The organism is Zavarzinia sp. CC-PAN008, assembly GCF_051903925.1.
Lineage (GTDB): Bacteria > Pseudomonadota > Alphaproteobacteria > Zavarziniales > Zavarziniaceae.
Genome location: NZ_CP173678.1, coordinates 371465 through 397314, shown reverse-complemented (window position 1 = coordinate 397314; position 25850 = coordinate 371465). Strand labels below are relative to the sequence as shown.

The following is a 25850-nucleotide window of genomic DNA, read 5'->3' as shown; positions in this document are numbered from 1 at the left end:
TTACATGCGGTGTTCCGGCCTGGATGTTCCCGCCTCGTCGCGATGGGGGGGCGCCGGCTGGGCTGCGCTGCGGTCAGTGATGGGTGGCGTGGCGGTCGGCGGTGCCGTCGCGTTGGCGGCGGCGCTGGGACAGGTTCGCGTCGGCGGCGTCGAGCAGGCCCATGGCGTCGACGGCGTCCGCGGGGAAACAGGCTGTCCCGATGCTGGCGCTGAGGGTCAGGGACGTGCCGGTCCAGGCAAAGGGCGGGGCCAGTTCCTCCAGGATCCGCCGGGTCAGGGGGGAGAGGTCGTCGCCCACGTCCAGGTCGGGGCGCAGCAGCGCGAACTCGTCCCCGCCCAGGCGTGCCACCGTGTCCGTGGTGGTGGCGCAGCGGCGCAGGCGGGCCGCGACCTCCACCAGGACGGCGTCGCCGGCGCGGTAGCCGTGGCTGGTGTTCAGCGCCTTCAGCGTGTCCATGTCCACGCACAGGACACCCACGCTGCGGGCGGCGCGCTGGGCCTGGCCAAGCGCGTGATGCAGGCGATCGAAGAACAGGGCGCGATTGGCGAGGCCCGTGAGGGGGTCATGGGTCGAGCGGTAGTCGAGTGCGTGCGAGTCGATCGCCGCCGCATGGAACATGGCCGAGCCGACCAGGCTTGAGAACAGGCGCACGATCTCGGCCTCGCGCGCGCTGAAGGCGTTGCAGGCGCGCGACATGATCTTGAGCACGCCGACGCAGGCCTCGCCATGGTTCAACGGGGCCACCAGCATCGAGCGTAGGCCCACGCTGCGACAGGCGGCGCGGTCGACGCGCGGGTCGACCTCGGAATCGCGGCAGATCTGGATGCTGCGCGTCGCCACGCACAGGCCGGACAGGCTGCCGCCAATGGGCAGGCGCAGGCCCAGCTGGGGTTGGGCCAGGCCGCAGGCCGCGCGATAGACCATCGTCTCGCCCTCGCGCAGTTCGACGGCCGCCCCATCGGCTTCGGTCAGGGCGGCGGCATGCACCGTGGCGGTCCCCATCACCGAGCCCAGGTCGACCCCCAGGCGCGCGATTTCGGTCTGGATCCGGATGATCTCCAGCAGGACGTCGGGCCCGATGGCTCGATCACGGTACATGGACGTATCGATTCACTCGATCGTTTGCGCACCATACGGTAGCACGGCCGCGGCACGCGGGCGAACCGCCCACGGCGCTCAGGGTGTCAGGCCCAGCGCCGCGCACGTGACGTCGCTTTCCCGGGCGAGTTGCTCGAACTGCGCGGCGCGGCCATTGCCTGCGCGCCAGAAGAAGCCGATGTCGCGACTGGCCGGCCACCCATCCAGGCGCAGCAGGACCACGTCCTGGTCCATCCGCAGGTCGGTCTGGGCATAGAGGCCGGGGAACAGCGACAGGCCCATGCCCATCACCAGCATCTGGCGCAGCGTGTCCAGGCTGGTCCCCTCATAGTCCTCGCGGATGTCGGCGCCACAGGCGGTGGCCAGTTCGCGCACGCGCTCGAACAGATGATGGCCGCGGCCCAGCGTCAGCAGGCGCTCGCCGCGCAGGGCCTCTGGCATGACCTGCCGCAGGCCCGCCAGGCGGTGGTCCCGCGGCACGCCCAGGTGGATTGCCTCCCGGCACAGGAGGCGGAAGGCCAAGGCGTGGCCCGAGTTCGGTGCCGGCCCAAGGCCGCAGTCCAGCGTGCCGGCGGCCACGTCCCGTTCGATCGTCGCCGGGCGCTCCTCGCGGATGTAGAGCTGCAGCGCCGGATAACGGGCGTGCAGGCTGGGCAGCAGGCTGGGCAGGAAGTACGGGCCGAACGTCGGCGCCACGCCCAGCCGGATCAGGCCGCCCAGGTTGCGTGCCCCCTGCGCCGCGAGCGTCACGATGTCGTCCAGCGTCAGCAGCACGTGGCGCGCCGCCTCCACCACCTGGAGGCCGACATCGGTCGGCACCACGCGACCCGGCGTCCGGTCGAAAAGGGCGCTGCCCAGCTGGCTCTCCAACAGGGCGATCTGCACCGACAGCGTCGGCTGGGAGACGTGGCAGCGCCGTGCGGCCGCCCCGAAATGCCCCGTCTCGGCCAGGGCGACTGCGTATTCCAGCTGGCGGTGCGTGGGCCTGTATGCCATTCGATAGCTCCAGACTATGACTGGAATTTAGACAATCAATTGGAGCTATCAAGCGTGCCGCCCCACCTGTGGGGCCGATGCCGTGCGTGCGCGCGGCGCATTTCCAGCCACAGGAGCGACCCTTGGATGCACTGGCTTCCCTGCTGATGACGGATCTGGCGGGGCAACCTGCCTGGGCCTGGCTTGTCTTCCTCGGCATCGTGCTGGCATTGCTGGCCTTCGACCTGGGCGTGCTGCACAAGGAGGACCGGGAGATCGGCATTGCCGAGAGCTTCCGCCTGTCGGCTTTCTACATTGCGATCGCCGTCGCCTTCGGCGGCTGGATCTGGGCGTCGATGGGGGCCGATGCCAGCCTGCAATACTTCACCGGCTATGCGATCGAGAAGGCGCTGTCGATCGACAACGTCTTCGTCATTTCACTGATCTTCGGCTATTTCGCGATTCCCCGGGCCTATCAGTACCGGGCCCTGGTCTGGGGCATCATCGCGGTTCTGGTGCTGCGCGGCATCATGATCGCGGTCGGCGCCGCCCTGGTCGAGCAGTATGACTGGATCCTGCTGCTGTTCGGTGCGTTCCTGGTGGCGACCGGCGTGAAGATGCTGTTCGCCAAGGAAGGCCCGTCGGACGTGTCGCGCAATCCGCTGCTGCGGGCGATGTCGCGCTGGATGCGGGTGACGCCGGATCTCCATGGCCAGCGCTTCTTCGTGCGCCGGCCGCACCCCGTCACGGGCCGCATGGTCCTGTGGGCGACGCCGCTATTCCTGGCGCTGGTCGTGATCAACCTGGCGGACCTCGTCTTTGCGGTCGACTCGGTGCCGGCGATCTTTGCCATCACGACGAACACGTACATCGTCTTCACCGCCAACATCATGGCGATCCTGGGCCTGCGGGCGCTCTACTTTGCCCTGGCGGCGATGGTGCACCGCTTCGAGTACCTGAAGTATGCCCTGGCGGCGGTCCTGGTGTTCATCGGCGCCAAGATCTTCTGGGGGCACTTCTATGGAAAGCCGGACCCCGCCCTGTCGCTGGGCATCACGATCGCCCTGATCGGCAGCGGGATCGCATGGTCGCTGTGGAAGACGCGCCAGCAGCCGGTGAGTGCCGGCTGAGCGACGGCATCCGCCCGGTCCGCCCCGCCTCCGCCGGACTCCCCGCCCGGGGAGCGGCCAGCGGGGCGGCTGTTTACGCCTTGACAAGGCGGGTGGGGGATAAAATCCTCCGCCCGCTTTTGCCGTCGGGTTCGTCGCGGGCCGTGTCCCTTCCGGCGATGGTGCGTCGCCAGCAGGAAGGATCGCCAGCGCATGAAGGTCAGCGTTTTCGGGATCGGCTATGTGGGCGCCGTCACGGCCGCCTGCCTGGTGCGCGACGGTCATGCCGTGATCGCGGTCGACCCGAACGAGGACAAGGTCCGCACGATCCGCGAGGGGCGCGCCCCCATCGTGGAGCCTGGCCTTGAGCGCCTGATCGCGGACGGGGTCACCTCCGGCCTGCTCCGGGCGACGAGTTCCGCGGCGGAGGCGATCGCCGAGACCGAGTTGTCGTTCATCTGCGTCGGCACGCCCAGCCTGCACAGCGGCAACCTGGACCTGGGCTTCGTCGCGCGGGTGTGCGAGCAGATCGGCGCCGAGATCGCGAAAAAGGAGGACTTCCACTCCATCGTCGTGCGCAGCACCATGCTGCCGGGATCGATGGACCAGACCGTGATCGCCCTGCTGGAGCGTTTCAGCGGCCGCAAGGCGGGCGAGGGCTTCGGCATCGCGATCTATCCCGAATTCCTGCGCGAAGGCTCGGCCATTGCCGACTATGACGCGCCGTCAGTCATCGTGATCGGCCGCCTGGACGCGCAGACCCTGGAGCGGGTGCGGGCGCTGAACAGCCGCCTGGCGGCGCCCGAATACGTGACCGACTACGCCACGGCTGAGGCGATCAAGTACGCCAACAACGCCTGGCACGCGGTCAAGGTCAGCTTCGCCAACGAGATCGGCAACATTTCAGGCGAACTGGGAATCGACGGCCATGCCGTGATGACCGCCCTGTGCATGGATACGAAGCTGAACCTGTCGCCGGTCTATCTGCGCCCGGGCTTTGCCTATGGCGGCTCCTGCCTGCCCAAGGACCTGCGCGCGCTGCGCTACAAGGCCAAGGCCCTGGACCTGGCCGTGCCTCTGCTGGAGGCGGCGGCGGCGTCCAACGACCTGCAGATCGACCGGGCGATGCGGATGATCACCAGCCAGGGCCGGCGCCGGGTCGGCATGCTGGGCCTCAGCTTCAAGGCGGGCACCGACGACCTGCGCGAGAGCCCGTTGCTGGAACTGGCTGAGCGCCTGCATGGCAAGGGTTATGACCTGCGGATCTTCGACCCGAATGTGCGCTATGCCTTCCTTCAGGGTGCCAACCTGCAATACGTCCGGTCCCATCTGCCGCACCTGTCGGCGTTGATGGTCGACCGGGCAGAGGACATCCTGAGCCATGCCGAGACGGTGGTGATCGGCAATCGGGACCCGCGCTTCGCGCCGGCGATCGACGGTCTGCGTCCGGACCAGACGGTGGTCGACCTGGTCCGCCACGACCCGGCGCGGCGGTCCGGGGGCAACTACCAGGGGATCTGCTGGTAGGCGCTCAGTTCAGGGTGCGGCGTGGACGGTGGGGCCGCTCGAACCACAGCAGGCCGGCGCTTTCGGCCGCTTCCTTGGTCATGGTGCCGATGCGGGTGGGGTCGATCTCGGCGCTGCGCGTCACCAGGCGCCAGCGTCCGTCGCGCGGGACCAGGGCGATCACATTCGGGTCGGCGGCCATCGTTGAGCCTCCATCGTCGGGGGACTGTGCTGCTCTCCCTAATGACGGCAAGGACCGTCGGTTGCACGCCCCAGCCACGAGTATCGACCGATTTCGCACATGCAGCAATCACCATGCGCGGGTCGGGTTGCGTGGGGGTGCGACGGGGCGCTCCCGACTCCTTTCAGGCATCCTTAACCCTGATGGCGGAGGCTGGCATGGAGCCCGGTCCCGCCTGGAGCCTGACATGCCGAGTGTCGCACGCCTGAAACCGCCGCCCGCCGCGGATGAATACCCTGCGGTGGCTGCGCTGGAGCGCGACGGCATGGTGATCCTGGGCGACATCCTGGATCCTGGCGCCTGTGCGGCGATGCTGGGGCAGGCGCGCGCCATCCGCGACTTCGGCCCGGCCCTGTTCCTGGACGAGGCAGGCTTCCTGGCCGATCCCCAGTATACCGGCGTCAATCCACGCCCCGGCCGGAACCTGTACGAGCAGGTGTCGGCTCACCACGCCCTGGTCGAGGGCAACGCGGTCCTGGGTGCCACGCTGGGCGCCCTGCTGGGGTCGGGCTGGACCGTCCTGAACGCGAAGTTCGTGTGCGGCGTGCCCGAATCCTGGATCCCCGACTGGGTTCTGGCGCGGATCCGGGGCAATCCGGTCAACAACCTGGGCTGCTTCATGCGGCCCGAGGTGCGCGACGTCACCTATTTCTATGGCATCGACTTCCACCAGGACCTGATCGACTGGAAGGACCGCGAGCCCGACTTCCTGACGGTCTATGCCTATCTGCACGATGTCGGTGCGGAGGACGCGCCGCTGCACGTCCTGCCCGGCAGCCATGCCCTGGGCGCCACTGTCTTTCCGCACCAGCTGGCGCGGGACCCGGCGGACCCGGCCATGTGGACCTATGGCGACGGCGCGGGGGGCGCCCTTGCCTGCCGACAGCATGTCCTGACCGGTTCCGCCGGCCATGTCGCCTTGTGGCATGCCTGCACGCTGCACGGAACGATGCCCGACACCGCGGACCGGGAGCGGATCTCGCTGCGCTTCCTGATCGCGCGCGATCCCGGCGCAGCACCGGGCAGCGTCGCCATCGACCGCATCAACGCGACCCTGTCGGGGGCCCGGGCACTGAGCCGCACGCGGCGCGACGTGAACGCGGCGGGGGCCGCCGCGATCAAGCAGAACGTCCTGTTCGCCGCACGCCAGGGCTGACGTTGCGTCGGCACAACGGTTGACCGCGGTCACTGTATCCGCCCGTCATTCGGGCATGCTGGGGCCTTTCCCGGCCGACCCTGTGATGCCACTTTAGGGTCGGGCGACAAGTCCCGCGGGCACAGTGACGGAAGGTTCGTTGAGCATGCTGACCATGACCCGTGCGCTCCCCGCTGCCGCGCTGCTGGGGCTGCTGGCACTGATGCCCGCCCCGGGGCGGGCCGAAGCGGTGCCCCTGCCCAAGGCCTGCATGGCCTATGGCGCCGAGATCACGTCCGACTCGCTCGATCGCGTCTACGCCAAGTGCGGCGTCGGCGACACGATCATGCTGTCCGACGACAAGTATCTGGGCCTGACGATCAGCACGATCTGCAATTTCGACAAGCAGATCGTCCAGATTCCCGGCTTTGTCATCTGTGTCCTGGACCAGCGCCGCCGGACCTTGAGCCCGCTGCCCTGAGCGGGAGGCGGGGCCGTCCCCGCCCAGCCGGGCCGGCCTGCAGCCTCGACTTGCAGCAGCCTCGACTTGCAGGAGAACGCGTCCTACCCTGCCTGAAAAGAGGAACGGGAGGATGCGATGCCGGGTGAAACCTCGACAATCCGGGTCGAGCCGCTGGACGCGACCTTTGGCGCGGTGGTCACGGGCCTGCGCCTGGCCGACCTGCGCGCGGGCGAATGGGAACAGGTCCATGCCGCCTGGCTGACCCATGCGCTGCTGATCTTCCCCGGGCAGCATCTCGCGCGGGAGGAGCAAATCGCCTTTGCCCGGCGCTTCGGCGCGCTTGAATTCGACATCGCCCCGATCAGCAACGTGAAGCCCGATGGCACCCTGCGTGTCGAGGACAACAGCGACGATGTCGTGAAGATCCTGAAGGGCAACATGGGCTGGCACGCCGACAGCACCTACATGCCGCTCCAGGCCAAGGGGGCCGTGTTCAGCGCGGAGGTCGTGCCAACGGTCGGTGGCCATACCGGCTGGGCCGACATGCGCGCGGCCTATGATGCGCTGGACGCGGCGACCCGCGCCCGCGTCGATGGCCTGTCGGCCTATCACTCGCTGCACTACAGCCAGGGCCGGCTGGGTTTCAATCCGAAGGACAAGGGCAGCGAATACAGCGGCTATGGCTTCCACGATGGGCCGGTGCCGCTGCGCCCGCTGGTCAAGGTTCACCCCGAGACGGGACGAAAGGCCCTTCTGATCGGCCGGCACGCGCACGCCATCCCGGGGATGGAGCCGGCTGAATCCGAGCGCTTCCTGGACGAGCTTGTGGATTTCGCCTGCCAGAGCCCGCGCATCTACCACCATGACTGGCGCGTGGGCGACACGGTGATCTGGGACAATCGCTGCCTGCTGCATCGCGCCACGCCCTGGGACATGGGCCAGGCGCGCGTGATGTGGCACAGCCGGATCGCGGGCGACCCCGTCACCGAGGCGGCATGCGCCGCCTGATGTCGGGTCGGGGGGCCGTGGCGCGTCCTAGGCAGTGTCTGTAGCCGGGGGTGCCGCCATGCGCATGAAGCACAAGATCACGACCAGCCTGTGGTTCGACAACACCGCAGAGGAGGCGGCCAACTTCTACGTCTCGGTCTTCCCGGATTCGCGCATCGTCGTGATCGCGCGCAGCGGCGAGGCGGGACCCGGACCGGTGGGCAGCGTCCTGGCCGTCCGCTTCGAGCTGATGGGCGTGGAGCTGCTGGCGATCAACGGAGGCCCGCATTTCAAGCTGAGCGAGGCCGCCTCGCTGCTCATCGACTGCGAGACGCAGGAGGAGATTGACCGCCTGTGGGATGTCCTTGTTCAGGGTGGCGGCAGCCACAGCCAGTGCGGCTGGCTGAAGGACCGCTTCGGCCTGTCCTGGCAGGTCAGTTCATCCCGCCTGCCGGGCCTGATCGCCGACCCCGACCCGGCGCGCGCGGCGCGTGCGATGCGGGCCATGTTGGCGATGACCAAGATTGATCTGGCCGCCCTGGACCGGGCCCACGCCGGCTGAGGTGGGAACCGGCCGGGCCGTTCCGGATTTCGTGTCACGCGGGGGCAAAACAGTTCCCCGCGCGACGCAATTTCCTGGGGGTAACGGCATGAGCCGGAACGGTCTCTTCTTCCTTGTCGGCGCGCTCGTCGTGGTCGCGGCGGTCCTTGGCTACATGGTCTATGAGGATCGCAAGCAGCCCGACGGGCTGGAGATCAATGTCGGCTCCGGCGGCATCACGGTTGAGGAGAAGTAGGCCCGGCCAGGACCTCCAGGTGGGCGGCACAGGTCAGCGCCACCTGCGGTCCGAACCACCAGGCTGCCCAGCCCCGGACGCGTAGCGTTCGCCCGGTCAGGGCAGCCGGGTCGATGCCACTACGCTCCAGGTCGCGGCGCACGTCCGCACTCACGACGACCGAAAAGTCCTGACGCCAGTCCGGGCCGAAATCCAGGAATAGCCGGGCGCCACTGCGGCTGGCCCGCGCGACGGTGCCCTCCACGATCTGGAACCGGTCCAGCGGCCAGCCCGTGGCGTGGGCCTGCTGCACGTCATAAGCGTCCAGCGCCCACAAGCCGCGCCGGGCCGCGCGTGCCGTGGCTTCCAGCGGCAGCAGCTGGGCTGCGGCCGCATCGGTGCGCCCGCGACAGCGCACCCGGGCCTGCCCCTCTGCCACCAGCACGGCCTGCAGCCAGCGGCCATCATCCAGCCTGACCTGTGCCGCGACACGGCCATGGCGGTCCGGGGCCTGCGCGTCCTGCCAGCGCACCACGCGCCCCAGGACCAGCGCGGCCAGGGCATCGCGCGCACGCTGGGCATGGGGCCAGGGCGTTCGCCCCTCCGGCAGGAGTGGTGCCTGGATTCCCGCCAGCACCAGCACGGGCCCCTCCGCCAGCGCCAGCGTGGCGCCGTCGACCACGGCGGCGACGCGGCCCTCGCGTCCTGAGGCGGGCGGCAGGTCGGGCAGGTCCATCGCCGTCAGCGCCAGGACCAGGCCGATCGCCAACGCCAGCGCGGCCGATCGGTGCAAGAGGCCTGCGCAATCCGCGCCGCTGCGTGTAGACTCCCGTCCCGTCATGGTGCGCAAGGGCTGACGGCCATCCTGTTCGGTTGCGTTTCAAGGCTGGGTCGACATCTGCTCCGGCCCTTCGTGCTCGCTCTCCTGCTCGCGGTCGTCGCAGGCGTGCCGGCTCGCGCGACGGATGTCGTGCTGCAGGCCTATGGCGGAGCCTATCGCGACGACCGCCTGCAGTTCTACGTCGATGGCCTGGCCCAGGCCTTGGCCCCGGCGCTGGGCCTGCCCGAAGGCGCGTGGCGCGTCCAGGTCCTGAACACCCCCGAGATCAATGCCTTCGCCGCTTCGGGCGCGCGGCTGTATGTCACCCGGGGCCTGCTGGCCAATGTCCGCGACGAGGCGGAACTTGCCGGCGTGATCGGCCATGAACTGGCGCATGTCGCGGCCGGCCACGCCTATGTCTCGGCGGAGCACGCGGGCGAGGGGGGCTTCAGCCCCGACCAGGAGTTCCAGGCCGATGCGATGTCCGTCCGGGCCCTGGCGCACCTGGGCTATGACCCTGCCGCCCTGGCCGACTTCCTGGACTTCAGCCGGCAGCTGTCCCTGTTGGAAGGCAGCGACGGCGCGGTGCCGGACAGCGTTGCCCGCTCGCACCCGGCGCTGGCGCAGCGCATTGCCCGGGTGCGCGCCCTGTCGGCGCAGGTGCGGCCGCAGGGTGCCGGCCAGCGCCGCCGCGAGGCGTTGCTGCGGGCGACCGACGGCATGCTGTTCGGGGCGGACCCTGCCTTGGGCGTCGTCATGGGCAATACCCTGCTGGACCCGGTCCAGGGCTTCGCCATCGACCTGCCGCAGGGCTTCGAGATTCGCCTGGGTCCTGGCGTGGTGAGCGCCCTGGGGCCGGAGGGGGCAACGGTCGAGCTGGACGTCGTTCCAGGGCCAGCGCAGGGTCGGCTGGCCGCGTGGCTCGCCGGCAACTGGGGGGTGGACCTGGCGCTGCAGGCGCTGCAGTCCTTTCGCGTCGGGCCGCAGGATGCCGCCACCGCGCGCTCCGAGGCGATGCGCCTGGACGGGCCCGTCGAGACGCGCCTGGTCGCCATCCGCCTGCCCCAGCCGCCAGGAATGCGGCCGGCGCCGGCCCGCATCCTGCGCCTGCTGCTGGCGGCGCCCCCCGGTCGCCTGGACAGCTTCGAGCCCGCGTTCAACGACACCGTCTTCAGCCTTCGACCCCTGTCGGTGCAGGAGCGCGCGCGCCAGCGGCGCCGCGTCCTGGCCATCGTGACCGTTAGGCCGGGTCAGGACGTTGCCAGCCTGGCCGCCGGCATGCCCGTGGTGCAGCCGCAGGCGCGCTTTCGTTTGATGAACGGCCTGGGCCCGCGCGACACACTGCGCCCCGGTCAGCGGGTGCGCGTCGTTCGCGCCGGATAGCCCGGCGCCGTCAGCCGTTCAGGACTTCAAGCACGTCGCCCTCGGGCGACAGGGCGACCCCAAGAAGCGGGCCGCCAAAGCCGCAGCCGGCGTCCAGGGACAGCCGGTGCGCGGCCTGGTCCAGGCCGCGCCGCAGCCGATCGAAGCCCCGCACGACCAGGCGGTATCCCGCATAGGGTCGGGCAATCGTGTCGAAGTCGGCCGTCCCCCACCAGAAGGTGTCGGCCTGCTGGCTCAGCGGCCGGTGCGGGTCGACCCCGGCATTGACGAACAGCAGCCGTTCCTGGTCGCAGCGGGCATAGCGGCGCAGGTGGGCCATCAACTCCTCATGGCCGGGATGCCCGGCCTGCACCTGGCGCACGCGTGCGAGCCAGCGCGCGATCGACGGTGCCCCGTCGCGGCAGCGGGCCATGCCTTCCTGCGCGTCCAGGCCATAGCTTGCCAGCGTCTGGGCCAGACCCTGGCGCAGCATCCAGTCCAGCACCTCGGCCGGGCCTTGCGCGAAATGCAGGTGGCGCAGCTTGGCCCACATCTCCTCCTGCGCGCCGCGCAGGTAGACGATGTCCTGCGGCATCATTCCAGGCTCGGCCAGGACGCGGCAGCGGAAGTCCAGCAGTTCGTCGACCGTGCCCACCACATCGGGTCCGTGGCCCAGCATGTTGCCCAGGTAGACCAGCCGGTCGCCCATGCGGATCCGCTCGGCCACCGCGTCGTGCAGGCGGACCAGCCGATCCAGCTCGCCATGGATCGCGGCAATGGCCCAGATGCGGCGGGGCCGCTCCAGGATGGCGAAGACCTCGCTGGACGATGGGGACGGCTCGGGCGTCTGGCGCCTGGGTGCATCGGGACCGGCTGCGGCCGGGTCCGGCGGCTGCGGCGGCGTCATGACCTGGGGCACCTCATGAACCGATCATGGCGCGGATGCCGTGGTGACAAAAGCGTCGCCCGGTTGCGACCTGGCGATCGCCCGCCCCGAAACGACACCAGCCCCGAAACGACAAGGGCCGCCGCGCTGGAATCGCGCGGCGGCCCTTGTCGACGCAGGATGGGACGTCAGTCGGCCTTCAGCAGCGCCTCAAGCCGCTGCACGGCTGCCGTCTCGTCGATCTCCTCGATCGCGGCCACTTCGCGGGCCAGGCGGTCCAGGGCGGCCTCATAGATCTGCCGCTCGCTATAGGACTGTTCCGGCTGGCCGGCATTGCGGTGCAGGTCGCGCACCACCTCGGCGATGGAGACGGGATCGCCGGAATTGATCTTGGCCTCGTACTCCTGGGCGCGCCGGCTCCACATCGTGCGCTTGATGCGGGCGCGGCCCTTGAGCGTCGCCAGCGCGCTCTGCAGCTTCTGCGGGCTGGACAGCTTGCGCATGCCGACCGAGGCCGCCTTGGCCACGGGCACGCGCAGGGTCATGCGATCCTTCTCGAAATGGATGACGAAGAGATCGAGCGTGATGCCCGAAATGACCTGCTGCTCCGCCGCCAGGATCCGGCCTACGCCGTGAGCCGGGTAGACGATATAGTCACCCGCCGCGAATTCGGAGCTTAGGGCCTTCTTCTTCGCCACTGCCATCTTGTCGTCCTTGCATGCCAAGGCAAACGCAGTCGGGACCCCGAACCGAAAAATCGGTTCAGACTTCGACAGTCCCGGTCTCGTTTGATTCGAGGCCCGCGGCCCAACGTCTTAAGAGACGCAACACCGGCGCGAAACCTCATCCTGAAGCGGGTATCTCAACCGGCTTCATTATTACCACACCAAGACAGGAAATCGAAGGAAATTGACGTATGCCTGCCCTGCGTTGCCGTGCCGCGCGAGGCGGTTCACGGCCAGGCAGGGCAGCGGCCGGGACGTCGCGCGGCGCGCCGCCGGACTCACCGCTTGGGCGGGTTCGGATCGAAGTACTTCTCGAACTTGTCGGGCACGCCCTTCCACGAATCGGCATCGTCCGGCGCCTTGCCCTTGCGGGTGATGTTGGGCCAGGACAGGGCATAGGTCCGGTTCAGCTCCGCGAACTTCTCGATGGCGCTTTCGGTATCGGGGAAGATCGCCTCGGCCGGGCATTCGGGTTCGCACACGCCGCAGTCGATGCACTCGTCAGGATGGATGACGAGCATGTTCTCGCCCTCGTAGAAGCAGTCCACGGGGCAGACTTCGACGCAGTCCATGTACTTGCACTTGATGCAGCCTTCGCCGACCACATACGTCATCTTCGGTCGCGCTCCTTTGGGCGTCTTGTCCGCTGGGCCGGCCCGGGCACCTGTGCCCGACCGCCACCCACTTCACCAGAAACTCGCTCCGGCGCCGGCGTGCTATTGCCGGCTTGCCGCTGCCATCCGGGCTTCCGCCCGCTTTCGTGCGTCCCCGCTGTCCCGGTCCGTGACATAGACCAGGCCGGCCAGCCGCCGCATCAGGTTCGCCTCCAGGTCGTCGACCCGGCCATCGGCCAGGATCACCTCCCACACCTGTTCCAGGACGCCGATGCGTTCCTGCTCGTCCAGGGCGTCCTTGATCGCCTGGGTGAAGCGCAGGACCTGGGTCGACCCCTGCTGCAGCGTCCAGGCCTGCTGCAGCAACCCCTCGGCCTCCGCGCCGTCCAGGTCGAACCGGCGTCGCAGCAGATCCAGGATGGTCTGCCGCTCGACCGCGTCGAAGCCGTTGTCGATCGTCGCTGCCTCGACCAGGAGGGCTGCAACCGCCAGCTTCAGCCCGCCCTGTCGCCCGGGCGCGGCACGCGGGGCCTGCCCCGTCAGCATTGCCAATACCCGATCCAGCATCGGCTCCACTAACATGCTGCGACGCCACGAAACAACCCTCAGAAACACAGGCATTCCATGGTCAATGCGGCAGAGCGGGCGCCGGCGCCGCGGGTCAGGACGTTCCGCCGCAGCGACGCGGCCGCTGTCTGGGCCCTGTTGGCGGGCCTGGCGCGGCATGTGGAGGATCCCGACCCGGACCTGGACCCGTCCGTGCTCTGCGCCTGGCTCCTGGGACCCACGCGGCTGGCGCAGGGCCTGGTGGCAGTCGATGGCGGGCAGGTGGTGGGCGTCGCCCTGCACGCGCCGATGATCGAGGGGCACACCGGTCGCCGCTTCCTCTACCTCTCCGACCTGGCGGTGGCCGAGGCGGCGAGGGGGCGCGGCGCCGGCGTTGCGCTGATGGCCGCGCTGGCTGCCCTGGTCCTGGCGCGAGGCCTGGATGGCCTCAAGTGGACGGTGTGGGAGCGGAACGCCCTGGCGCTTGCCGTCTATGGACGGCTGGGGGGCGAGCAGATCGCAAGCGAGCAGCTCTGGCAGATCACGGGCCCCGCGCTGCGGAGCCTCGCGAAGCGCGCGCCCGGCTAGGGTCGGCCACCTGTCCCGCGGCCGGGCCCGACTGCGCCGCCTATTTCTTGGAGGCGAGCTCGTCCAGCTGCTTCTGCATGCCGGCCAATTGCCGCCGCAGTTCCGCCATCTCGTCCTCTGGGGCCGCAGCCGCGGGCTTGGCCTCCGCCGCAGGCGGCAGGGTGTTGAGGGCGCCGCCCGCGCCAAAGGGCGAGAACATGCGCACCGTGCGCTCGAACATGCCCATGTTCTGCCGGGCCAGTTCCTCGAACTGGCGGAACGGGTGGGTCTTGCCGAATGCCTCGGTGATGTAGCTGCGCATCTGCTCCTGGTTTCGGGCAAATGCCTCCATGCTCATGTCGAGGTAGTTGGGCACCACCGACTGGAGGTTGTCGCCATAGAAGCGGATCAGCTGTCGCAGGAAGCGGATGGGCAGCATGTTCTGCCCCTTGCCCTCTTCCTCGAAGATGATCTGCGTCAGCACCGAGCGGGTGATGTCCTCGCCCGTCTTGGCATCGAACACCACAAAGTCGGACCCCTGCTTCAGCATCTGGGCAAGGTTGTCCAGGGTGACATAACTGCTGGTGGCCGTGTTGTAGAGACGGCGGTTGGCATATTTCTTGATCGTGACGGGGGCTTCCCCCGCGCCTGCCTTGTCGACCACGTTCTCGCCTCGCTGGACCATGGCGCCGATAGTGGCGTCTTAGGTGTGCGCTGCGCAAGAGTCCCATGGAGCGGGAGTTCGGCAGCGCAGCACCCATTGCGCGTTCAACCGGCATTGGGCAAGGTCCGTACCAAGGGATCGTTGCATGCCCCAACCGGACTCCAGGGAGCATGCGCAAGGAGGAAGCTTCATGACCGAGGTCGTCATCGTCAGCGCCGCCCGCACGCCGGTCGGCTCGTTCAACGGGGCTTTTGGTGACCTGCCCGCCCACACGCTGGGCCAGACCGTGATCAGCGAGGTGCTGAAGCGCGGCCAGGTCGAGGCAGCGGACGTCGGCGAAGTGATCATGGGTCAGATCCTGACCGCGGCGCAGGGGCAGAACCCCGCGCGCCAGGCTTCGATCGGCGCCGGCGTGCCGGTGGAAGTGCCGGCCTGGGGCGTCAACCAGCTCTGCGGCTCGGGCCTGCGCTCGGTGGCACTGGGCTTTCAGGCGATCCTGAACGGCGACAGCGAGATCGTGATCGCCGGCGGCCAGGAAAGCATGAGCCAGGCCGCGCATGCCCAGTACCTGCGCGCCGGCACCAAGATGGGCGAGCTCAAGCTTGTCGACACGATGATCAAGGACGGCCTGTGGGACGCCTTCAACGGCTATCACATGGGCAACACGGCCGAGAACGTGGCGCGCCAGTGGCAGATCACGCGCGAGGAGCAGGACAAGTTCGCCGTCGCCTCGCAGAACAAGGCGGAGAAGGCCCGCGCCGAAGGCCGCTTCAAGGACGAGATCGTCCCCGTCACCATCAAGACCCGCAAGGGCGAGGTGACGGTGGACAAGGACGAATACATCCGCGACGGCGTCACCATCGACACGATCAAGGGGCTGAAGCCCGCCTTCGACAAGGAGGGCTCGGTGACCGCCGCCAATGCCAGCGGCATCAATGACGGCGCCGCCGCCGTGCTGCTGATGTCGGCGGAGGAGGCGAAGCGCCGGGGGCTGACGCCGCTGGCCAGGATCGTGTCCTGGGCCCAGGCCGGCGTGGACCCCAAGATCATGGGCACGGGCCCGATCCCGGCCAGCCGCGCGGCGCTGAAGAAGGCCGGCTGGTCGGTCGACGACCTGGACCTGATCGAGGCGAACGAGGCCTTTGCCGCGCAGGCGCTGGCAGTGAACAAGGACCTGGGCTGGGACACCAGCAAGGTCAACGTCAATGGCGGCGCGATCGCCATCGGCCATCCGATCGGGGCGTCGGGCGCTCGCGTCCTGGTGACCCTGCTGCACGAGATGCAGAAGCGCGACGCCAAGAAGGGCCTGGCCACCCTGTGCATCGGCGGCGGCATGGGCATCGCCATGTGCCTGGCCCGCGACTAGCGGCTGTCTGTCCCGGCCCCTTGTCGGTGCCGGGTCGCTGGGGGCAGCGACGACGTCTCGGCGCCTGGGAACCAACCCGGGCGCCGCACTAGCCATGGAAGGGGAGTATTATGGGTCGGGTAGCACTGGTCACCGGTGGCACGCGTGGCATCGGCCATGCCATTTCGCTGGGCCTGAAGGCAGCGGGCTATACCGTGGCCGCGAACTATGGCGGCAATGACGAGGCGGCAGCGGCCTTCAAGGCCGAAACCGGCATCCCCGTCTACAAGTGGGACGTCGCCGATTTCGACGCGACCGCCGCCGGCATCAAGCAGATCGAGGCCGACCTGGGCCCGGTCGAGGTGCTGGTCAACAATGCCGGCATCACGCGCGACGGCTTCCTGCACAAGATGACGGCCGCCCAGTGGAAGGAAGTGATCGAAGTCGACCTGGGCTCGGTCTTCAACACCTCCCGCGCCGTGATCGAGGGCATGCGCGAGCGCGGTTTCGGCCGCATCGTGAACATCAGCTCGATCAACGGCCAGAAGGGCCAGATCGGCCAGACCAACTACTCGGCGGCCAAGGCCGGGATGATCGGCTTCACCAAGGCGCTCGCCCAGGAAGGCGCCAACAAGGGCATCACGGTGAACGTGATCGCACCCGGCTACATCAAGACCGAGATGGTCGCCGCGATGAAGCCCGAGGCGCTGGCCAAGGTCGTGGCGACCATCCCCGTGGGCCGCCTGGGCGAGGCCGAGGAGATCGCGCGCGCCGTCGTGTTCCTGGCCAGCGACGATGCCGGCTTCATCACCGGCACGACGCTGACGGCCAACGGCGCCCAGTACATCGCGGGGTGATCCACCTTGCGGCCTGATGCCTCGCTGCATCGGCCGGGGGGACAGGGCACAGGGGGCGGCCGCGGCCTTGCGGTCGCCCCCTTCTTGTCTGGCGCTGTGATGCACGGCGACGCGCGACGCTTTCGATCGCCCACCGCGTCGAAGCCTTGGACCTGGGGCCGGCGCCGCGCTATCTAATCGGGCCCGGTGGGAACAATGCCGGGTGGAGGTCCAGGAAATGGAGCGTTTGTACCGGCTTCCAGGCACGGGCGTGACCTACGCGCTCGATCTCTGGTTTCACCGTGGCAATCTGATCCAGACCGCAGGCGCCGCCCACCCGCGCCTGGTGCTGGACGGATGGGACGGAGAGAAGGCGCTTGTGATCGATGCCAATTCCGATGGCACCCCGCTTGAGGGTGCCGAGCCGCAGAGCGTGAGCGAGATGCCAGCGGCGGACGATACGCTGCTTCATTCGGCCGTGCCCGACCTGCCACCGCCGATGCCGGAGCCATCCGTGCGCGCCGAGGCGGTGGACACGGGCGCCGAGGCGCCGGCCGGGGGCGAGGCCCAGGACACGTCAGAGGCGCGCGATCACGCCGACGCCCAGGATCATGGCGAGAGCGCTGACGATGCCGGGGACGAAGGCGATGCCGTCGCCGCGGCCGAGGGCGAGACGGGGGCGCCGCGCAAGCGTCGTCGCCGGCGCCGGCGCAAGCCGTCTCCCGCAGCCGCGGAGGGGGCGCAGACGGAAGGGACCGCGCTGGACGCCGCGTCGGCCGAGGGGCACGAGGCCCACGGCGGCGCGAACGAGGGCGATGCGCTCGAGGGCGACGCGGCCGGGGGCGGATCCGGGGGTGAAGGACAGCGCGACGCAGCGGCCACGGCCGCCGATGGCGCCGCGCCCACCAAGCGCCGCCGCCGCCGTCGCCGCAAGCCGGCTGCCGCGCTGGGCGACCGGGCTCCGGCCGACGGTCACGAGGGCGAAGGCGGCGCCGATGCCGCCGGGGAGTCCGCGTCCGCCGACGCGCCCAAGGCCCCGGCCGCCACGCGCAGCGGAAGGCGGGAAGTGCTGTTCGTGCGTCCCGGGCCCGCCGGCCAGCCGGCCCAGATGCGGCGCCGCAAGGTGCGTGCGGAGGAGGCCCCGCAGGCGCCGGGCGGCCCTGCCGGCGGCGACGGCCAGGAGCGCAGCCAGCAGCCGCGCGGCCCGCGGCCGCCGCGCCAGCGCCGGCCGGAGGGACAGCATGCAGGCCCGCGCCAGGGCCAGGCGGAGGGCCAGCAGGGGCCGGGCGAGCGTCCCGGCGGCCGGGGGCCACGCCGTCGCGACGGCAACCGGCCGCAGGCCGGTGGTGGCCCGGGCGCCCCCCAGGGTGACCGCGGCGCCAGGCCTCAGGGCGAGCGCCAGCAGGGTGACCGGCCCCAAGGCGATCGCCCCCACGGCGCGCGGCCCCAGGGCGATCGCCCCTATGGCGACCGCCCCCATGGGGATCGGCCCCATGGGGATCGCCCCCATGGGGATCGGCCCCAGGGTGACCGCCCCTGGGGCGGCAAGCCGGGGGGCAAGGGGTTCGGCGCCAAGGGCAAGGGCGGCAGGCCCGCCGCCCCGGCCAAGCCACAGATCGCGACCGCCGGCCTGAAGCGACAGGACGTGCTGGCGCTGATCGAGCAGGCCTCGGGCGGTGAGGGTCCATCCGAAGGCGTGGGCGGCCAGATCAAGGAGATCCTGAACGGCATGTCGCCGGGCCAGACCCGCTACATCCCGACCAAGGACGGCACGATCCAGGTCAAGCGCACCCGCGACAAGGTCATCACCGGCTAGGTCCTCTTTCCTCCGCTCATCCCCGCGAAAGCGGGGATCCAGGGCCGCCAGCGCTGCCTTGCGTGACTCTGGATCCCCGCCTTCGCGGGGATGAGCGGTGAGAGGGATGGTCTCCTTCCCAGCCACCCTGTTGATCCCATGCCGGGCTTGCGCTACCAATCCGTTCGGGGGGTGCGCAGCGCAAGCTCAAGGCGACGCACGGGCGTATCCGAATGATCGAAATCGAGAATCTGGTTAAGCGTTACGGCGCGTTGACGGCCGTTGACGGCGTCAGCTTCGTGGTCAAGCCGGGCGAGGTCCTGGGCTTCCTGGGGCCCAATGGCGCCGGCAAGTCGACCACCATGAAGGTGATCACCGGCTTCCTGGCCCCGACCGAGGGCGTGGTTCGGGTCTGCGGCTTCGATGTCGCGGACCGGCCGCTTGAGGCCAAGCGCCGCATTGGCTACCTGCCCGAAGGGGCACCGGCCTATCCCGACATGACGCCGCGCGCGTTCCTGTCCTTCATCGCCGACGTACGTGGCCTGACGGGGCCGCGCCGGCGCGAGATGATCGACCAGGCGGTCGAGCGCGTGGCCATCAACCGGGTGATGGACCAGCAGATCGACACGCTGTCCAAGGGCTTCAAGCGGCGCGTGGGCCTGGCCCAGGCGATCCTGCACGAGCCTCAGGTGATGATCCTGGACGAACCGACCGACGGCCTGGACCCGAACCAGAAGCACGAGGTGCGGCGCCTGATCCGCAGCCTGTCGGCTGAGCGGACCATCGTCATCTCCACCCACATCCTGGAGGAGGTGGACGCGCTCTGCAGCCGCGCGATCATCATCGACCGGGGGCGCGTCGTGGCCGATGGGACGCCCGCCTCGCTGGAAGCGATGTCGACCATCCACAACGCGGTGGTGCTGCAGCTGGCAACCCCAGTGCCCGGGGCGGCCGACGCGCTGCGCCGCCTGGCCCATGTGGCGGGGGTGGAGGAACGGCTGCCCAATCTGTCGTTCCTCGTCTCCCCGCGTGACGGCAGCCCCATCGTGGCCGAAGTCGGCGAACTGGCCCGCCTCAATGGCTGGCCCATCGACCGCATCTATGTCGAGCCGGGGCGCCTGGACGAGGTGTTCCGTCGCCTCACCACCGGCGACCAGGACCTTGCCGCGCCCGCAGACGCAGCCTGAGGCTTATTCCATGACCTGGACGGTTTTCCGGCGCGAGCTGTCGGCCTATTTCGCGACACCTCTGGCGTTCGTCTTCATCATCATCTTCCTGTTCGTGCAGGGGGTGTTCACCTTCTATGTCGGCTCGTTCTTCGAGCGCGGCCAGGCGGACCTGCAGTCCTTCTTCTCGTTCCATCCGTGGCTCTACCTGTTCTTCATCCCCGCGATCTCGATGCGGCTGTGGGCGGAGGAGCGCAAGGCCGGCACGATCGAGTTGCTGATGACGCTGCCCGTCACCCTGTTCTCGGCCGTGCTGGGCAAGTTCCTGGCCGCCTGGGCCTTCACCGCGATCGCCCTGGCCCTGACCTTCCCCTTGTGGCTGACGGTCAACTACCTGGGCAGCCCGGACAATGGCGTGATCCTGGCCAGCTACATCGGCAGCCTGCTGATGGCGGGCGGCTACCTGGCGATCGGCTCGTGCATCTCGGCCATGACGCGCAGCCAGGTCATCGCCTTCGTGGTCAGCGTCGTCGTCTGCTTCCTGTTCACGGTCAGCGGCCTGCCGCTGGTCCTGGACCTGTTCACCGGCTGGGCGCCCCAGGCGCTGATCGACACCATCGCGTCGTTCAGCTTCCTGACCCACTTCAATTCTGTGGTGCAGGGCGTGATCGACGCCCGCGACATCGTCTTCACGGTCACGCTGATCGCCTTCTGGCTGGTCGTGAACGCGGTCGTGATCGAGTTCGTGAAGGGGACCTGAGATGCTGAGCCGTCGTTCCAGCACCGGGATCATCGTCATCGCCCTTGCGGCGGTGCTGTTCGTCGCCCTGAACCTTCTGGCCAACGTGACCCTGACGGGCGCGCGCGCCGACCTGACGCAGGACCAGATGTTCACGCTCAGCGACGGCACGCACCAGGTGCTGTCCAAGCTGGACGAGCCGGTGTCCCTGCGCCTGTTCTATTCCGAGCGTCTGGGCAACGATTTTCCCCAGGTGAAGGTGTTCGCGACCCGCGTGCGCGACCTGCTGCGCGAATATGTGGCCGCCAGCAACGGGATGATCCGGCTGGAGGTGATCGACCCCGATCCGTTCAGCGAGACCGAGGACGATGCCGTCGCCGCCGGTATCCAGGCGACCCAGACGCCCAATGGCGACCCGTTCTATTTCGGGCTGGTCGCCGCTGGCGCCACCGACCGGCACGAGGTCATTCCGATCTTTGCCCCCGACCGCGAGGCGTTCCTCGAATACGACCTGACCCGGGTGATCCAGAACCTGTCCGGCCCGGCGCGCAAGATCGTGGGCCTGCTGACCAGCCTGCCGATGGAAACGGGGCCAGGCGGCGCCATGGCCGCGATGCGCGGGCAGTCGCAGCCCTACGCGATCTACGAGCAGCTGGCCCAGGTCTATGAAGTGCGGATGTTCGCGTCCGACATGGTCCAGATCGGCGATCACATCAACCTGCTGATCATCGCCCATCCGGGCGACCTGGCCGACCAGGCGATCTATGCCATCGACCAGTATGTCCTGGCCGGTGGCCGGGTGCTGGTCCTGGTCGATCCCTATTCCGAGGCATCGACGGGATCGCCCATGGGCGGCCAGATCCCCAATTCCTCGAACCTGCCAAAGCTTTTCAAGGCCTGGGGCGTCAACTACGACGTGACCAAGATCCTGGGCGACCGCAAGCAGGCGCTGAACGTCAACATGCCGGGCAGCGGTCGCCGCCAGGCGGTGCCTTATGTCCTGTGGGCGGGCCTGGGCGAGCAGGGCATGGACCGCACCGACGTGACCACCGCCGACCTGCACCAGGTGACCATCGGCTCCGGCGGCTTCTTCACGCCGGCGGAAGGGGCGACCACCACCTTCACCCCGCTGATCCAGTCCAGCGACGACGCGATGGCGATCGAGACGGCGGAGGCCCAGCGCCGTACCGATCCCGATACCCTGCTGCGCAATTTCCTGCCCACGGGCGAGCGCTACACGGTGGCCGCGCGCATCACCGGCCCGGCGCGCACGGCGTTCCCCGACGGACCGCCGGCCCTGCCGACGCCGCCGGTGACCGGCGCCAGCCAGCCCGTGGCACCACGCCCGACGACGCCGGCGGAGGCCCCTGCCGCGTCGGCTCCCCCTGCCGCGGCGCCGCCGCCCGCCACGTCGGCACCCCCGGCCGCTGCAGCACCCGACGGCGCACCGGCCGCGGCGGAGGACAAGCCCGAGGGGCCCAAGGAGCCGAACCAGGCGCCTGCGCCCGCCACGATCCCGGGCGGGCCGGAACCGGAGCCGGAACTGGCGCCGCCCGGCGCAGGCTCGCCCGAGCGGCCGCAGCTGAAGGAATCGGCGGGTCCGATCAACGTCATCGTGGTTGCCGACAGCGACATGCTGCAGGACCGTTTCTGGGTCCAGATCGCAGGCGATGGCGGCCAGCGCATGGCGATCCCGGTGGCGGACAACGGCGCCTTCATCGTCAATGCCGTCGACAACCTGCTGGGCTCGTCCGAGCTCATCACGCTGCGCAGCCGCGGCCGGACGGAACGTCCGTTCGAGCGCGTCGCCGACCTGCGCCGCGGGGCGGAGCAGCAGTTCCTGGCCCGCCAGCAGGTGCTGCAGCGGACGCTGGAGGAGAAGCAGACCGAGATCCAGGCGCTGCGCCGCGAGAATCCGGGCGGTGGCTCGATCGTCAGCCCGGAGCAGGAGCAGAAGATCCGCGAGGCATCCGAGGCGGTCCTGGCCACGCGCAAGGAACTGCGCGACGTCCAGCACAACCTGCAGAAGGACATCGACAGTCTGGAGCGGATCGTGAAGGTCGTGAACATCGGGGCCATGCCGGTCCTGGTGGCCCTGCTGGCGCTGGGCGTCGCCGCCACGCGACGCCGGCGCGCGGCCGGGGCCTGAGGCGGACGGCAAGCAGAGGATCGGGAATCAGCTCATGCGTGGACGCACTCTCGCCATCCTGGGCGGCATCACGGCCCTGGTCCTGGTGCTGGCGATCATCTTCGCGATCCGCTCGCGCCAGGACATGGTCAGCGACCTGTCCGGCAGCCCGGTCTTCCCGGACCTGTCGGCCCGCCTGAACGACGTGGCGACGATCCGCTTGACCGGAAAGGACGGGACCGGCCTGACCCTCAGCCGGGGCCAGGGCGAGACCTGGACCATTGCCGAGCGCGGCGGCTATGCCGCCCGCTTCGAGCGGATCAAGCCGTTCCTGGTCGGCCTGGCCGATGCCAAACTGATCGAGCCGCGAACCCGCAAGCCCGAGAACTTCGCCGCGCTGGGACTGGTCGAGCCGGGACAGGACGGTGCCACCGGCAGCCTGATCGCCCTGCAGGACGGGGCGGGCGAGCCCATCGCCAGCCTGGTCGTGGGCAAGGAGCCGACGACGACGGCGGGCGCCCTGACCAACACGATCTATGTCCGCAAGCCGGGCGACGACCAGACCTGGCTCGCCCGGGGGCTGGCGGAGCCGGAACTGTCCCCGGCGCGCTGGATGAACACCGAGCTGTTCGTGGTCGTGCGCGAGCGCCTGATGGCGGCGACGACGCGGCGCCCGGATGGCAAGGCGGTCCGCGTCTTCCGCCTGGGCCCCAAGGACGACATGTTCCAGCTGGAAGGCCTGCCGGCGGGCAAGGAGCTGAAGGATCCTGGCGCGGCCAACGGCCTGGGCACCCTGATCCAGCTGCTCAACTTCGAGGATGTGCGCAAGGCCGAGGGCATCGACTTCGCCAAGGACCCGCTGGTGAACACCTTCCTGACCTTTGACGGCGCGGTGGTTACGGCGACGACGGTCGAGGTGGACGGCCGGTCGTGGACCAGGTTCGACGTCACCTTCGACCAGGCGCAGTCCGACACGGCCAAGGGGCTGCCCAGCGTCCCCGCGCCGGATGGCACCTCCCTGATCCTGCCGGCCGACAAGGTCAAGGCACAGGTCGATGCGTGGAATGCCGCGGTCACGGGCTGGGCCTTCGAACTGCCGGGCTACAAGCTGACCGTGATGCGCAACACCGTGGACGACCTGGTCCAGCCGATCCCGCCCGCCAGCGGCACGGCGACCCCGCCCGCGCAATAGACGCCAGGCGTCGCGTTCAGGTCCCGGGGAAGGACGGGTCGGTCGTCTCGGGCAGGGGTGCCGGGCTTGTCCCGGGGCCCGCCCGCCGCATGGCCGGATGCAGGACCACGATGGCGATCAGAACCAGCGACAGGCCCAGCCCCAGCGCATAGGGGATGTGGGCGCCCTGGCGATAGAGCGGCAGGGCGACGACGGGCGTGATGATCCAGCCCGCGGCGATCGTCGCATTCATCAGGCCGGCGACGCGCCCCTGCTCCGCGGGGCCCACCGACAGCGACGCCGCGGCGATGTTGCCAGGCCGCGCGATGCCAATGCCCAGGCCCGACAGGACCAGGGCAAAGACCAGCGGCCCATAGGACTCCGCCACCAGGAACAGGCCGAACGACGCCGCATTGATGACCGCCCCCAGCCACAACAGCGTGGAGGGCGGCAGGCTCAGCTTCTGGGCGATCACGATCTGCGCGAAGAGGGCGGCCATGGACGATGCCATCATGCCGACGCCTACCATCTGGGCGGCGTCGCGCGCGTTCAGGACCAGAACGTCCATGAACAGGAAGGCGACGGTCAGGAAGATGATCGACTGGACCGTGCCCATCAGCAGGCCCACCGCCAGGTGCCAGACCACGCGGCCGTCCCAGGGGTGAAGCTTGCCGCCCGACTGCTGCTGCCGTGGCAGCGTGCGCTCGGGCAGCAGGAACCAGATGGCCAGTGCACTCGCCAGCGACAGCAGCGCCAGGCCGTGGAACGGGGCGACCAGGCTGAGCACCACAAGGGCGCCGCCAACCGCCGGCCCCAGGGTGGAGCCCAGGCCGAACGCGGCGCCCAGGCCGGCCAGGCCCGCGGTGCGCTCCTCGGGCGTCGTGCGGTCGGCGACATAGGCCTGGGCTGCCGGCATGACTCCGCAACCCAGGATGCCATAGACCAGCCGGCTGAAGATCATCAGGCCCAGGGCCGCCGGAACGCTGACCCAGCCGGCCATGGCCCAGTCGACGGCGAAGGCGAACATCACCGACGAGAGCGAAAAGCCCAGCAGGCCGATCAGGATGACCGGACGCCGCCCCCACAGGTCGCTGCGCCGGCCCCACCAGGGGCTGAGCAGGACCCAGACAATGGCGGCAGACATGTGAATGTAGCCCGTCTGCGTCTCTGTCATGCCCAGTTCACGCGCCAGGGGCGGCAGAAGGGAGAACATGATCGTGTGCCCCATGCCGACGCAGACCAGGCACACGAACAGCAGGCGGAAAGCCCGGCGGCGCTGTTCCGGCGTCGTGATCGGGGTGTCTTGGGCGGACGCGTCCGGCATGGGGCTTGGCCCTTCTGTCTGGCCGGCAACACGCCAAGCCTGCTTTCTGGATCTGGTCTAGCAAGTGCGAACGCGGGCGGCGGACCCTTGTCGCGGGGGTGTCACAAATGCCGTGCGGGTGTGGCCGATTTGTCCCGCGCGATGGGCAGCCTGCGGGGGCATGGGCCCTCAGCCCGCGTCGACGCGCCCCAGGGCCATGATGCTGGCGACCAGGTCGTCGACGAAGCGGGCCAGCTCGGCCGCGCTGGCGCCAGAGAACAGCATCAGCGCGGAGGTGTGCCCGCCGCCGATGAACAGCCGGGCGGCGGTCGCCTCGTCCAGGCTGGATGCCAGGTCGCCCGCGTCCTTGCCCCGCTGCAGGGCGGCGCGGACGGCGGCGTGCATGCGCTCAAGCACCACCAGATAGCGGGGCCACACGTCTGCGCGCACGCCGGTGCTCCAGTCCAGCCAGACGCGGATCAGGTCGGCATGGTGCGGGGCCGCGGCCACGAAGCGGCTGCCCAGCCGCCACAGCGCCTGCCGCGCGGGAAGGTCGGCCAGCGAGTCCTCGCACAGGGCGACAAGCCAGGCGCCGGTGGCGTCCAGCACGGCCGCGACCAGATCCTCCCGAGTCCGGAAATAGGCATGCACGGTGGGGACCGACACACCCGCCAGGCGGGCGACGTGGGAGTGGGTGGCCCGGGCAACCCCATGTTCAGCAAAGGCCGCCATCGCGCAATCGAGCAATTGGGCCCGGCGCGCATCGGGGGCCAGGCGGGTGCGTGCAGGCAATGACGGCATGGGTACGGAGGGGCTGCTGCGGATCGGCGCGGATTATGCCGCAATCGCTGGGTGACAGTGGCGGTTGACAGCGTTCAGTCCTCTATTGAAT

At 69.5% G+C, this 25850-nt stretch carries 27 protein-coding genes; 16 read left to right on the top strand and 11 right to left on the bottom strand.

Annotation, left to right across the window (positions count from 1 at the left end):
* Nucleotides 1-73 precede the first annotated feature (73 nt).
* Nucleotides 74-1099: a diguanylate cyclase domain-containing protein gene (locus ACI6GS_RS01995; RefSeq protein ID WP_439816101.1), complete on the bottom strand. Its 1026-nt coding sequence runs from the start codon at nucleotides 1097-1099 to the stop codon at nucleotides 74-76.
* A 78-nt stretch (nucleotides 1100-1177) separates the two neighbouring features.
* Nucleotides 1178-2095 carry a hydrogen peroxide-inducible genes activator gene (locus ACI6GS_RS01990; protein ID WP_439816100.1) on the bottom strand — a complete coding sequence of 306 codons (918 nt, stop codon included), beginning with the start codon at nucleotides 2093-2095 and terminating at the stop codon, nucleotides 1178-1180.
* Between the two features lie 122 nt (nucleotides 2096-2217).
* Here ACI6GS_RS01990 and ACI6GS_RS01985 point away from each other — a divergent pair, with 122 nt between their 5' ends.
* Together ACI6GS_RS01985 and ACI6GS_RS01980 are read left to right on the top strand one after the other, a co-directional pair.
* Complete coding sequence (locus ACI6GS_RS01985) at nucleotides 2218-3204, top strand: TerC family protein (protein ID WP_439816099.1); 987 nt, start codon at nucleotides 2218-2220, stop codon at nucleotides 3202-3204.
* 192 nt (nucleotides 3205-3396) lie between these two features.
* The gene (locus ACI6GS_RS01980) at nucleotides 3397-4710 is read left to right on the top strand and encodes a nucleotide sugar dehydrogenase (RefSeq protein WP_439816098.1); all 1314 of its coding nucleotides are present in this window, start codon (nucleotides 3397-3399) and stop codon (nucleotides 4708-4710) included.
* Nucleotides 4711-4714: 4 nt separating this feature from the next.
* On the opposite strand, the gene ACI6GS_RS01975 is transcribed toward ACI6GS_RS01980, so the two are convergent.
* Nucleotides 4715-4891 (bottom strand): hypothetical protein, encoded by a 177-nt coding sequence (locus ACI6GS_RS01975; protein ID WP_439816097.1) that lies wholly within the window; start codon nucleotides 4889-4891, stop codon nucleotides 4715-4717.
* A gap of 226 nt (nucleotides 4892-5117) precedes the next feature.
* Between ACI6GS_RS01975 and ACI6GS_RS01970 the strand changes: the two genes are divergently transcribed.
* The 5 genes from ACI6GS_RS01970 (at nucleotide 5118) to ACI6GS_RS01950 (ending at nucleotide 8312) form a co-directional block, all read left to right on the top strand.
* Nucleotides 5118-6086 carry a phytanoyl-CoA dioxygenase family protein gene (locus ACI6GS_RS01970; RefSeq protein ID WP_439816096.1) on the top strand — a complete coding sequence of 323 codons (969 nt, stop codon included), beginning with the start codon at nucleotides 5118-5120 and terminating at the stop codon, nucleotides 6084-6086.
* Nucleotides 6087-6240: 154 nt separating this feature from the next.
* Nucleotides 6241-6546: a hypothetical protein gene (locus ACI6GS_RS01965; RefSeq protein ID WP_439816095.1), complete on the top strand. Its 306-nt coding sequence runs from the start codon at nucleotides 6241-6243 to the stop codon at nucleotides 6544-6546.
* Nucleotides 6547-6663: 117 nt separating this feature from the next.
* Nucleotides 6664-7536 (top strand): TauD/TfdA dioxygenase family protein, encoded by an 873-nt coding sequence (locus ACI6GS_RS01960; protein WP_439816094.1) that lies wholly within the window; start codon nucleotides 6664-6666, stop codon nucleotides 7534-7536.
* A 58-nt stretch (nucleotides 7537-7594) separates the two neighbouring features.
* Nucleotides 7595-8077, top strand: a complete 483-nt coding sequence (locus ACI6GS_RS01955) for a VOC family protein (protein WP_439816093.1) — start codon at nucleotides 7595-7597, stop codon at nucleotides 8075-8077.
* Nucleotides 8078-8165: 88 nt separating this feature from the next.
* Nucleotides 8166-8312, top strand: coding sequence for a hypothetical protein (locus ACI6GS_RS01950; protein WP_439816092.1), 147 nt, complete (start codon nucleotides 8166-8168; stop codon nucleotides 8310-8312).
* On the opposite strand, the gene ACI6GS_RS01945 is transcribed toward ACI6GS_RS01950, so the two are convergent.
* Nucleotides 8293-9084, bottom strand: a complete 792-nt coding sequence (locus ACI6GS_RS01945; RefSeq protein WP_439816091.1) for a thermonuclease family protein — start codon at nucleotides 9082-9084, stop codon at nucleotides 8293-8295. The two genes, ACI6GS_RS01950 and ACI6GS_RS01945, sit on opposite strands and share 20 nt — an antisense overlap.
* A gap of 120 nt (nucleotides 9085-9204) precedes the next feature.
* Between ACI6GS_RS01945 and ACI6GS_RS01940 the strand changes: the two genes are divergently transcribed.
* Entirely contained in the window at nucleotides 9205-10494 is a 1290-nt protein-coding gene (locus tag ACI6GS_RS01940) for a M48 family metalloprotease (RefSeq protein WP_439816090.1), read from the top strand.
* Nucleotides 10495-10504: 10 nt separating this feature from the next.
* Here ACI6GS_RS01940 and ACI6GS_RS01935 read toward each other — a convergent pair whose 3' ends face one another.
* The 4 genes from ACI6GS_RS01935 to ACI6GS_RS01920 form a co-directional block, all read right to left on the bottom strand.
* Nucleotides 10505-11380, bottom strand: coding sequence for a hypothetical protein (locus ACI6GS_RS01935; RefSeq protein WP_439816089.1), 876 nt, complete (start codon nucleotides 11378-11380; stop codon nucleotides 10505-10507).
* Nucleotides 11381-11547: 167 nt separating this feature from the next.
* Entirely contained in the window at nucleotides 11548-12063 is a 516-nt protein-coding gene (locus tag ACI6GS_RS01930; RefSeq protein WP_439816088.1) for a CarD family transcriptional regulator, read from the bottom strand.
* 299 nt (nucleotides 12064-12362) lie between these two features.
* On the bottom strand, nucleotides 12363-12698 hold the full coding sequence (gene fdxA, locus ACI6GS_RS01925) for a ferredoxin FdxA (protein ID WP_439816087.1): 336 nt from the start codon (nucleotides 12696-12698) through the stop codon (nucleotides 12363-12365).
* Between the two features lie 102 nt (nucleotides 12699-12800).
* The gene (locus ACI6GS_RS01920; protein WP_439816086.1) at nucleotides 12801-13280 is read right to left on the bottom strand and encodes a TerB family tellurite resistance protein; all 480 of its coding nucleotides are present in this window, start codon (nucleotides 13278-13280) and stop codon (nucleotides 12801-12803) included.
* 42 nt (nucleotides 13281-13322) lie between these two features.
* On the opposite strand from ACI6GS_RS01920, the gene ACI6GS_RS01915 reads away from it, so the two are divergent.
* The gene (locus ACI6GS_RS01915) at nucleotides 13323-13832 is read left to right on the top strand and encodes a GNAT family N-acetyltransferase (protein ID WP_439816085.1); all 510 of its coding nucleotides are present in this window, start codon (nucleotides 13323-13325) and stop codon (nucleotides 13830-13832) included.
* Nucleotides 13833-13872: 40 nt separating this feature from the next.
* Here the strand turns inward: ACI6GS_RS01915 and phaR are convergent, their stop codons facing one another.
* Nucleotides 13873-14496 (bottom strand): polyhydroxyalkanoate synthesis repressor PhaR, encoded by a 624-nt coding sequence (gene phaR, locus ACI6GS_RS01910; protein ID WP_439816084.1) that lies wholly within the window; start codon nucleotides 14494-14496, stop codon nucleotides 13873-13875.
* Between the two features lie 169 nt (nucleotides 14497-14665).
* Between phaR and ACI6GS_RS01905 the strand changes: the two genes are divergently transcribed.
* The 7 genes from ACI6GS_RS01905 (at nucleotide 14666) to ACI6GS_RS01875 (ending at nucleotide 23676) form a co-directional block, all read left to right on the top strand.
* Nucleotides 14666-15841 carry an acetyl-CoA C-acetyltransferase gene (locus ACI6GS_RS01905; RefSeq protein WP_439816083.1) on the top strand — a complete coding sequence of 392 codons (1176 nt, stop codon included), beginning with the start codon at nucleotides 14666-14668 and terminating at the stop codon, nucleotides 15839-15841.
* Between the two features lie 110 nt (nucleotides 15842-15951).
* Nucleotides 15952-16677, top strand: a complete 726-nt coding sequence (gene phbB / locus ACI6GS_RS01900; RefSeq protein ID WP_439816082.1) for an acetoacetyl-CoA reductase — start codon at nucleotides 15952-15954, stop codon at nucleotides 16675-16677.
* A 217-nt stretch (nucleotides 16678-16894) separates the two neighbouring features.
* Complete coding sequence (locus tag ACI6GS_RS01895) at nucleotides 16895-18472, top strand: hypothetical protein (RefSeq protein WP_439816081.1); 1578 nt, start codon at nucleotides 16895-16897, stop codon at nucleotides 18470-18472.
* 212 nt (nucleotides 18473-18684) lie between these two features.
* Nucleotides 18685-19638 (top strand): ABC transporter ATP-binding protein, encoded by a 954-nt coding sequence (locus tag ACI6GS_RS01890; RefSeq protein WP_439816080.1) that lies wholly within the window; start codon nucleotides 18685-18687, stop codon nucleotides 19636-19638.
* A gap of 10 nt (nucleotides 19639-19648) precedes the next feature.
* Nucleotides 19649-20377, top strand: a complete 729-nt coding sequence (locus ACI6GS_RS01885; RefSeq protein WP_439816079.1) for an ABC transporter permease subunit — start codon at nucleotides 19649-19651, stop codon at nucleotides 20375-20377.
* Nucleotide 20378: 1 nt separating this feature from the next.
* A complete protein-coding gene (locus tag ACI6GS_RS01880) occupies nucleotides 20379-22505 on the top strand; it encodes a GldG family protein (RefSeq protein WP_439816078.1) in 2127 nt (708 codons plus the stop codon).
* A 34-nt stretch (nucleotides 22506-22539) separates the two neighbouring features.
* Entirely contained in the window at nucleotides 22540-23676 is a 1137-nt protein-coding gene (locus ACI6GS_RS01875) for a DUF4340 domain-containing protein (RefSeq protein WP_439816077.1), read from the top strand.
* A 16-nt stretch (nucleotides 23677-23692) separates the two neighbouring features.
* On the opposite strand, the gene ACI6GS_RS01870 is transcribed toward ACI6GS_RS01875, so the two are convergent.
* Together ACI6GS_RS01870 and ACI6GS_RS01865 are read right to left on the bottom strand one after the other, a co-directional pair.
* Complete coding sequence (locus ACI6GS_RS01870; protein WP_439816076.1) at nucleotides 23693-24979, bottom strand: MFS transporter; 1287 nt, start codon at nucleotides 24977-24979, stop codon at nucleotides 23693-23695.
* Nucleotides 24980-25147: 168 nt separating this feature from the next.
* Nucleotides 25148-25759 carry a TetR/AcrR family transcriptional regulator gene (locus ACI6GS_RS01865; RefSeq protein ID WP_439816075.1) on the bottom strand — a complete coding sequence of 204 codons (612 nt, stop codon included), beginning with the start codon at nucleotides 25757-25759 and terminating at the stop codon, nucleotides 25148-25150.
* Nucleotides 25760-25850: the final 91 nt, after the last annotated feature.

Excerpts from the sequence above, each read along its gene's own strand:
- ACI6GS_RS01995 (WP_439816101.1), bottom strand. The coding sequence starts at position 1,099 with ATGTACCGTGATCGAGCCATCGGGCCCGACGTCCTGCTGGAGATCATC.
- ACI6GS_RS01990 (WP_439816100.1), bottom strand. The coding sequence starts at position 2,095 with ATGGCATACAGGCCCACGCACCGCCAGCTGGAATACGCAGTCGCCCTG.
- ACI6GS_RS01980 (WP_439816098.1), top strand. The coding sequence starts at position 3,397 with ATGAAGGTCAGCGTTTTCGGGATCGGCTATGTGGGCGCCGTCACGGCC.
- ACI6GS_RS01975 (WP_439816097.1), bottom strand. The coding sequence starts at position 4,891 with ATGGCCGCCGACCCGAATGTGATCGCCCTGGTCCCGCGCGACGGACGC.
- ACI6GS_RS01970 (WP_439816096.1), top strand. The coding sequence starts at position 5,118 with ATGCCGAGTGTCGCACGCCTGAAACCGCCGCCCGCCGCGGATGAATAC.
- ACI6GS_RS01965 (WP_439816095.1), top strand. The coding sequence starts at position 6,241 with ATGACCCGTGCGCTCCCCGCTGCCGCGCTGCTGGGGCTGCTGGCACTG.
- ACI6GS_RS01960 (WP_439816094.1), top strand. The coding sequence starts at position 6,664 with ATGCCGGGTGAAACCTCGACAATCCGGGTCGAGCCGCTGGACGCGACC.
- ACI6GS_RS01955 (WP_439816093.1), top strand. The coding sequence starts at position 7,595 with ATGCGCATGAAGCACAAGATCACGACCAGCCTGTGGTTCGACAACACC.
- ACI6GS_RS01950 (WP_439816092.1), top strand. The coding sequence starts at position 8,166 with ATGAGCCGGAACGGTCTCTTCTTCCTTGTCGGCGCGCTCGTCGTGGTC.
- ACI6GS_RS01935 (WP_439816089.1), bottom strand. The coding sequence starts at position 11,380 with ATGACGCCGCCGCAGCCGCCGGACCCGGCCGCAGCCGGTCCCGATGCA.
- ACI6GS_RS01930 (WP_439816088.1), bottom strand. The coding sequence starts at position 12,063 with ATGGCAGTGGCGAAGAAGAAGGCCCTAAGCTCCGAATTCGCGGCGGGT.
- fdxA (WP_439816087.1), bottom strand. The coding sequence starts at position 12,698 with ATGACGTATGTGGTCGGCGAAGGCTGCATCAAGTGCAAGTACATGGAC.
- ACI6GS_RS01920 (WP_439816086.1), bottom strand. The coding sequence starts at position 13,280 with ATGTTAGTGGAGCCGATGCTGGATCGGGTATTGGCAATGCTGACGGGG.
- ACI6GS_RS01915 (WP_439816085.1), top strand. The coding sequence starts at position 13,323 with ATGGTCAATGCGGCAGAGCGGGCGCCGGCGCCGCGGGTCAGGACGTTC.
- phaR (WP_439816084.1), bottom strand. The coding sequence starts at position 14,496 with ATGGTCCAGCGAGGCGAGAACGTGGTCGACAAGGCAGGCGCGGGGGAA.
- ACI6GS_RS01905 (WP_439816083.1), top strand. The coding sequence starts at position 14,666 with ATGACCGAGGTCGTCATCGTCAGCGCCGCCCGCACGCCGGTCGGCTCG.
- phbB (WP_439816082.1), top strand. The coding sequence starts at position 15,952 with ATGGGTCGGGTAGCACTGGTCACCGGTGGCACGCGTGGCATCGGCCAT.
- ACI6GS_RS01895 (WP_439816081.1), top strand. The coding sequence starts at position 16,895 with ATGGAGCGTTTGTACCGGCTTCCAGGCACGGGCGTGACCTACGCGCTC.
- ACI6GS_RS01890 (WP_439816080.1), top strand. The coding sequence starts at position 18,685 with ATGATCGAAATCGAGAATCTGGTTAAGCGTTACGGCGCGTTGACGGCC.
- ACI6GS_RS01885 (WP_439816079.1), top strand. The coding sequence starts at position 19,649 with ATGACCTGGACGGTTTTCCGGCGCGAGCTGTCGGCCTATTTCGCGACA.
- ACI6GS_RS01880 (WP_439816078.1), top strand. The coding sequence starts at position 20,379 with ATGCTGAGCCGTCGTTCCAGCACCGGGATCATCGTCATCGCCCTTGCG.
- ACI6GS_RS01875 (WP_439816077.1), top strand. The coding sequence starts at position 22,540 with ATGCGTGGACGCACTCTCGCCATCCTGGGCGGCATCACGGCCCTGGTC.
- ACI6GS_RS01870 (WP_439816076.1), bottom strand. The coding sequence starts at position 24,979 with ATGCCGGACGCGTCCGCCCAAGACACCCCGATCACGACGCCGGAACAG.
- ACI6GS_RS01865 (WP_439816075.1), bottom strand. The coding sequence starts at position 25,759 with ATGCCGTCATTGCCTGCACGCACCCGCCTGGCCCCCGATGCGCGCCGG.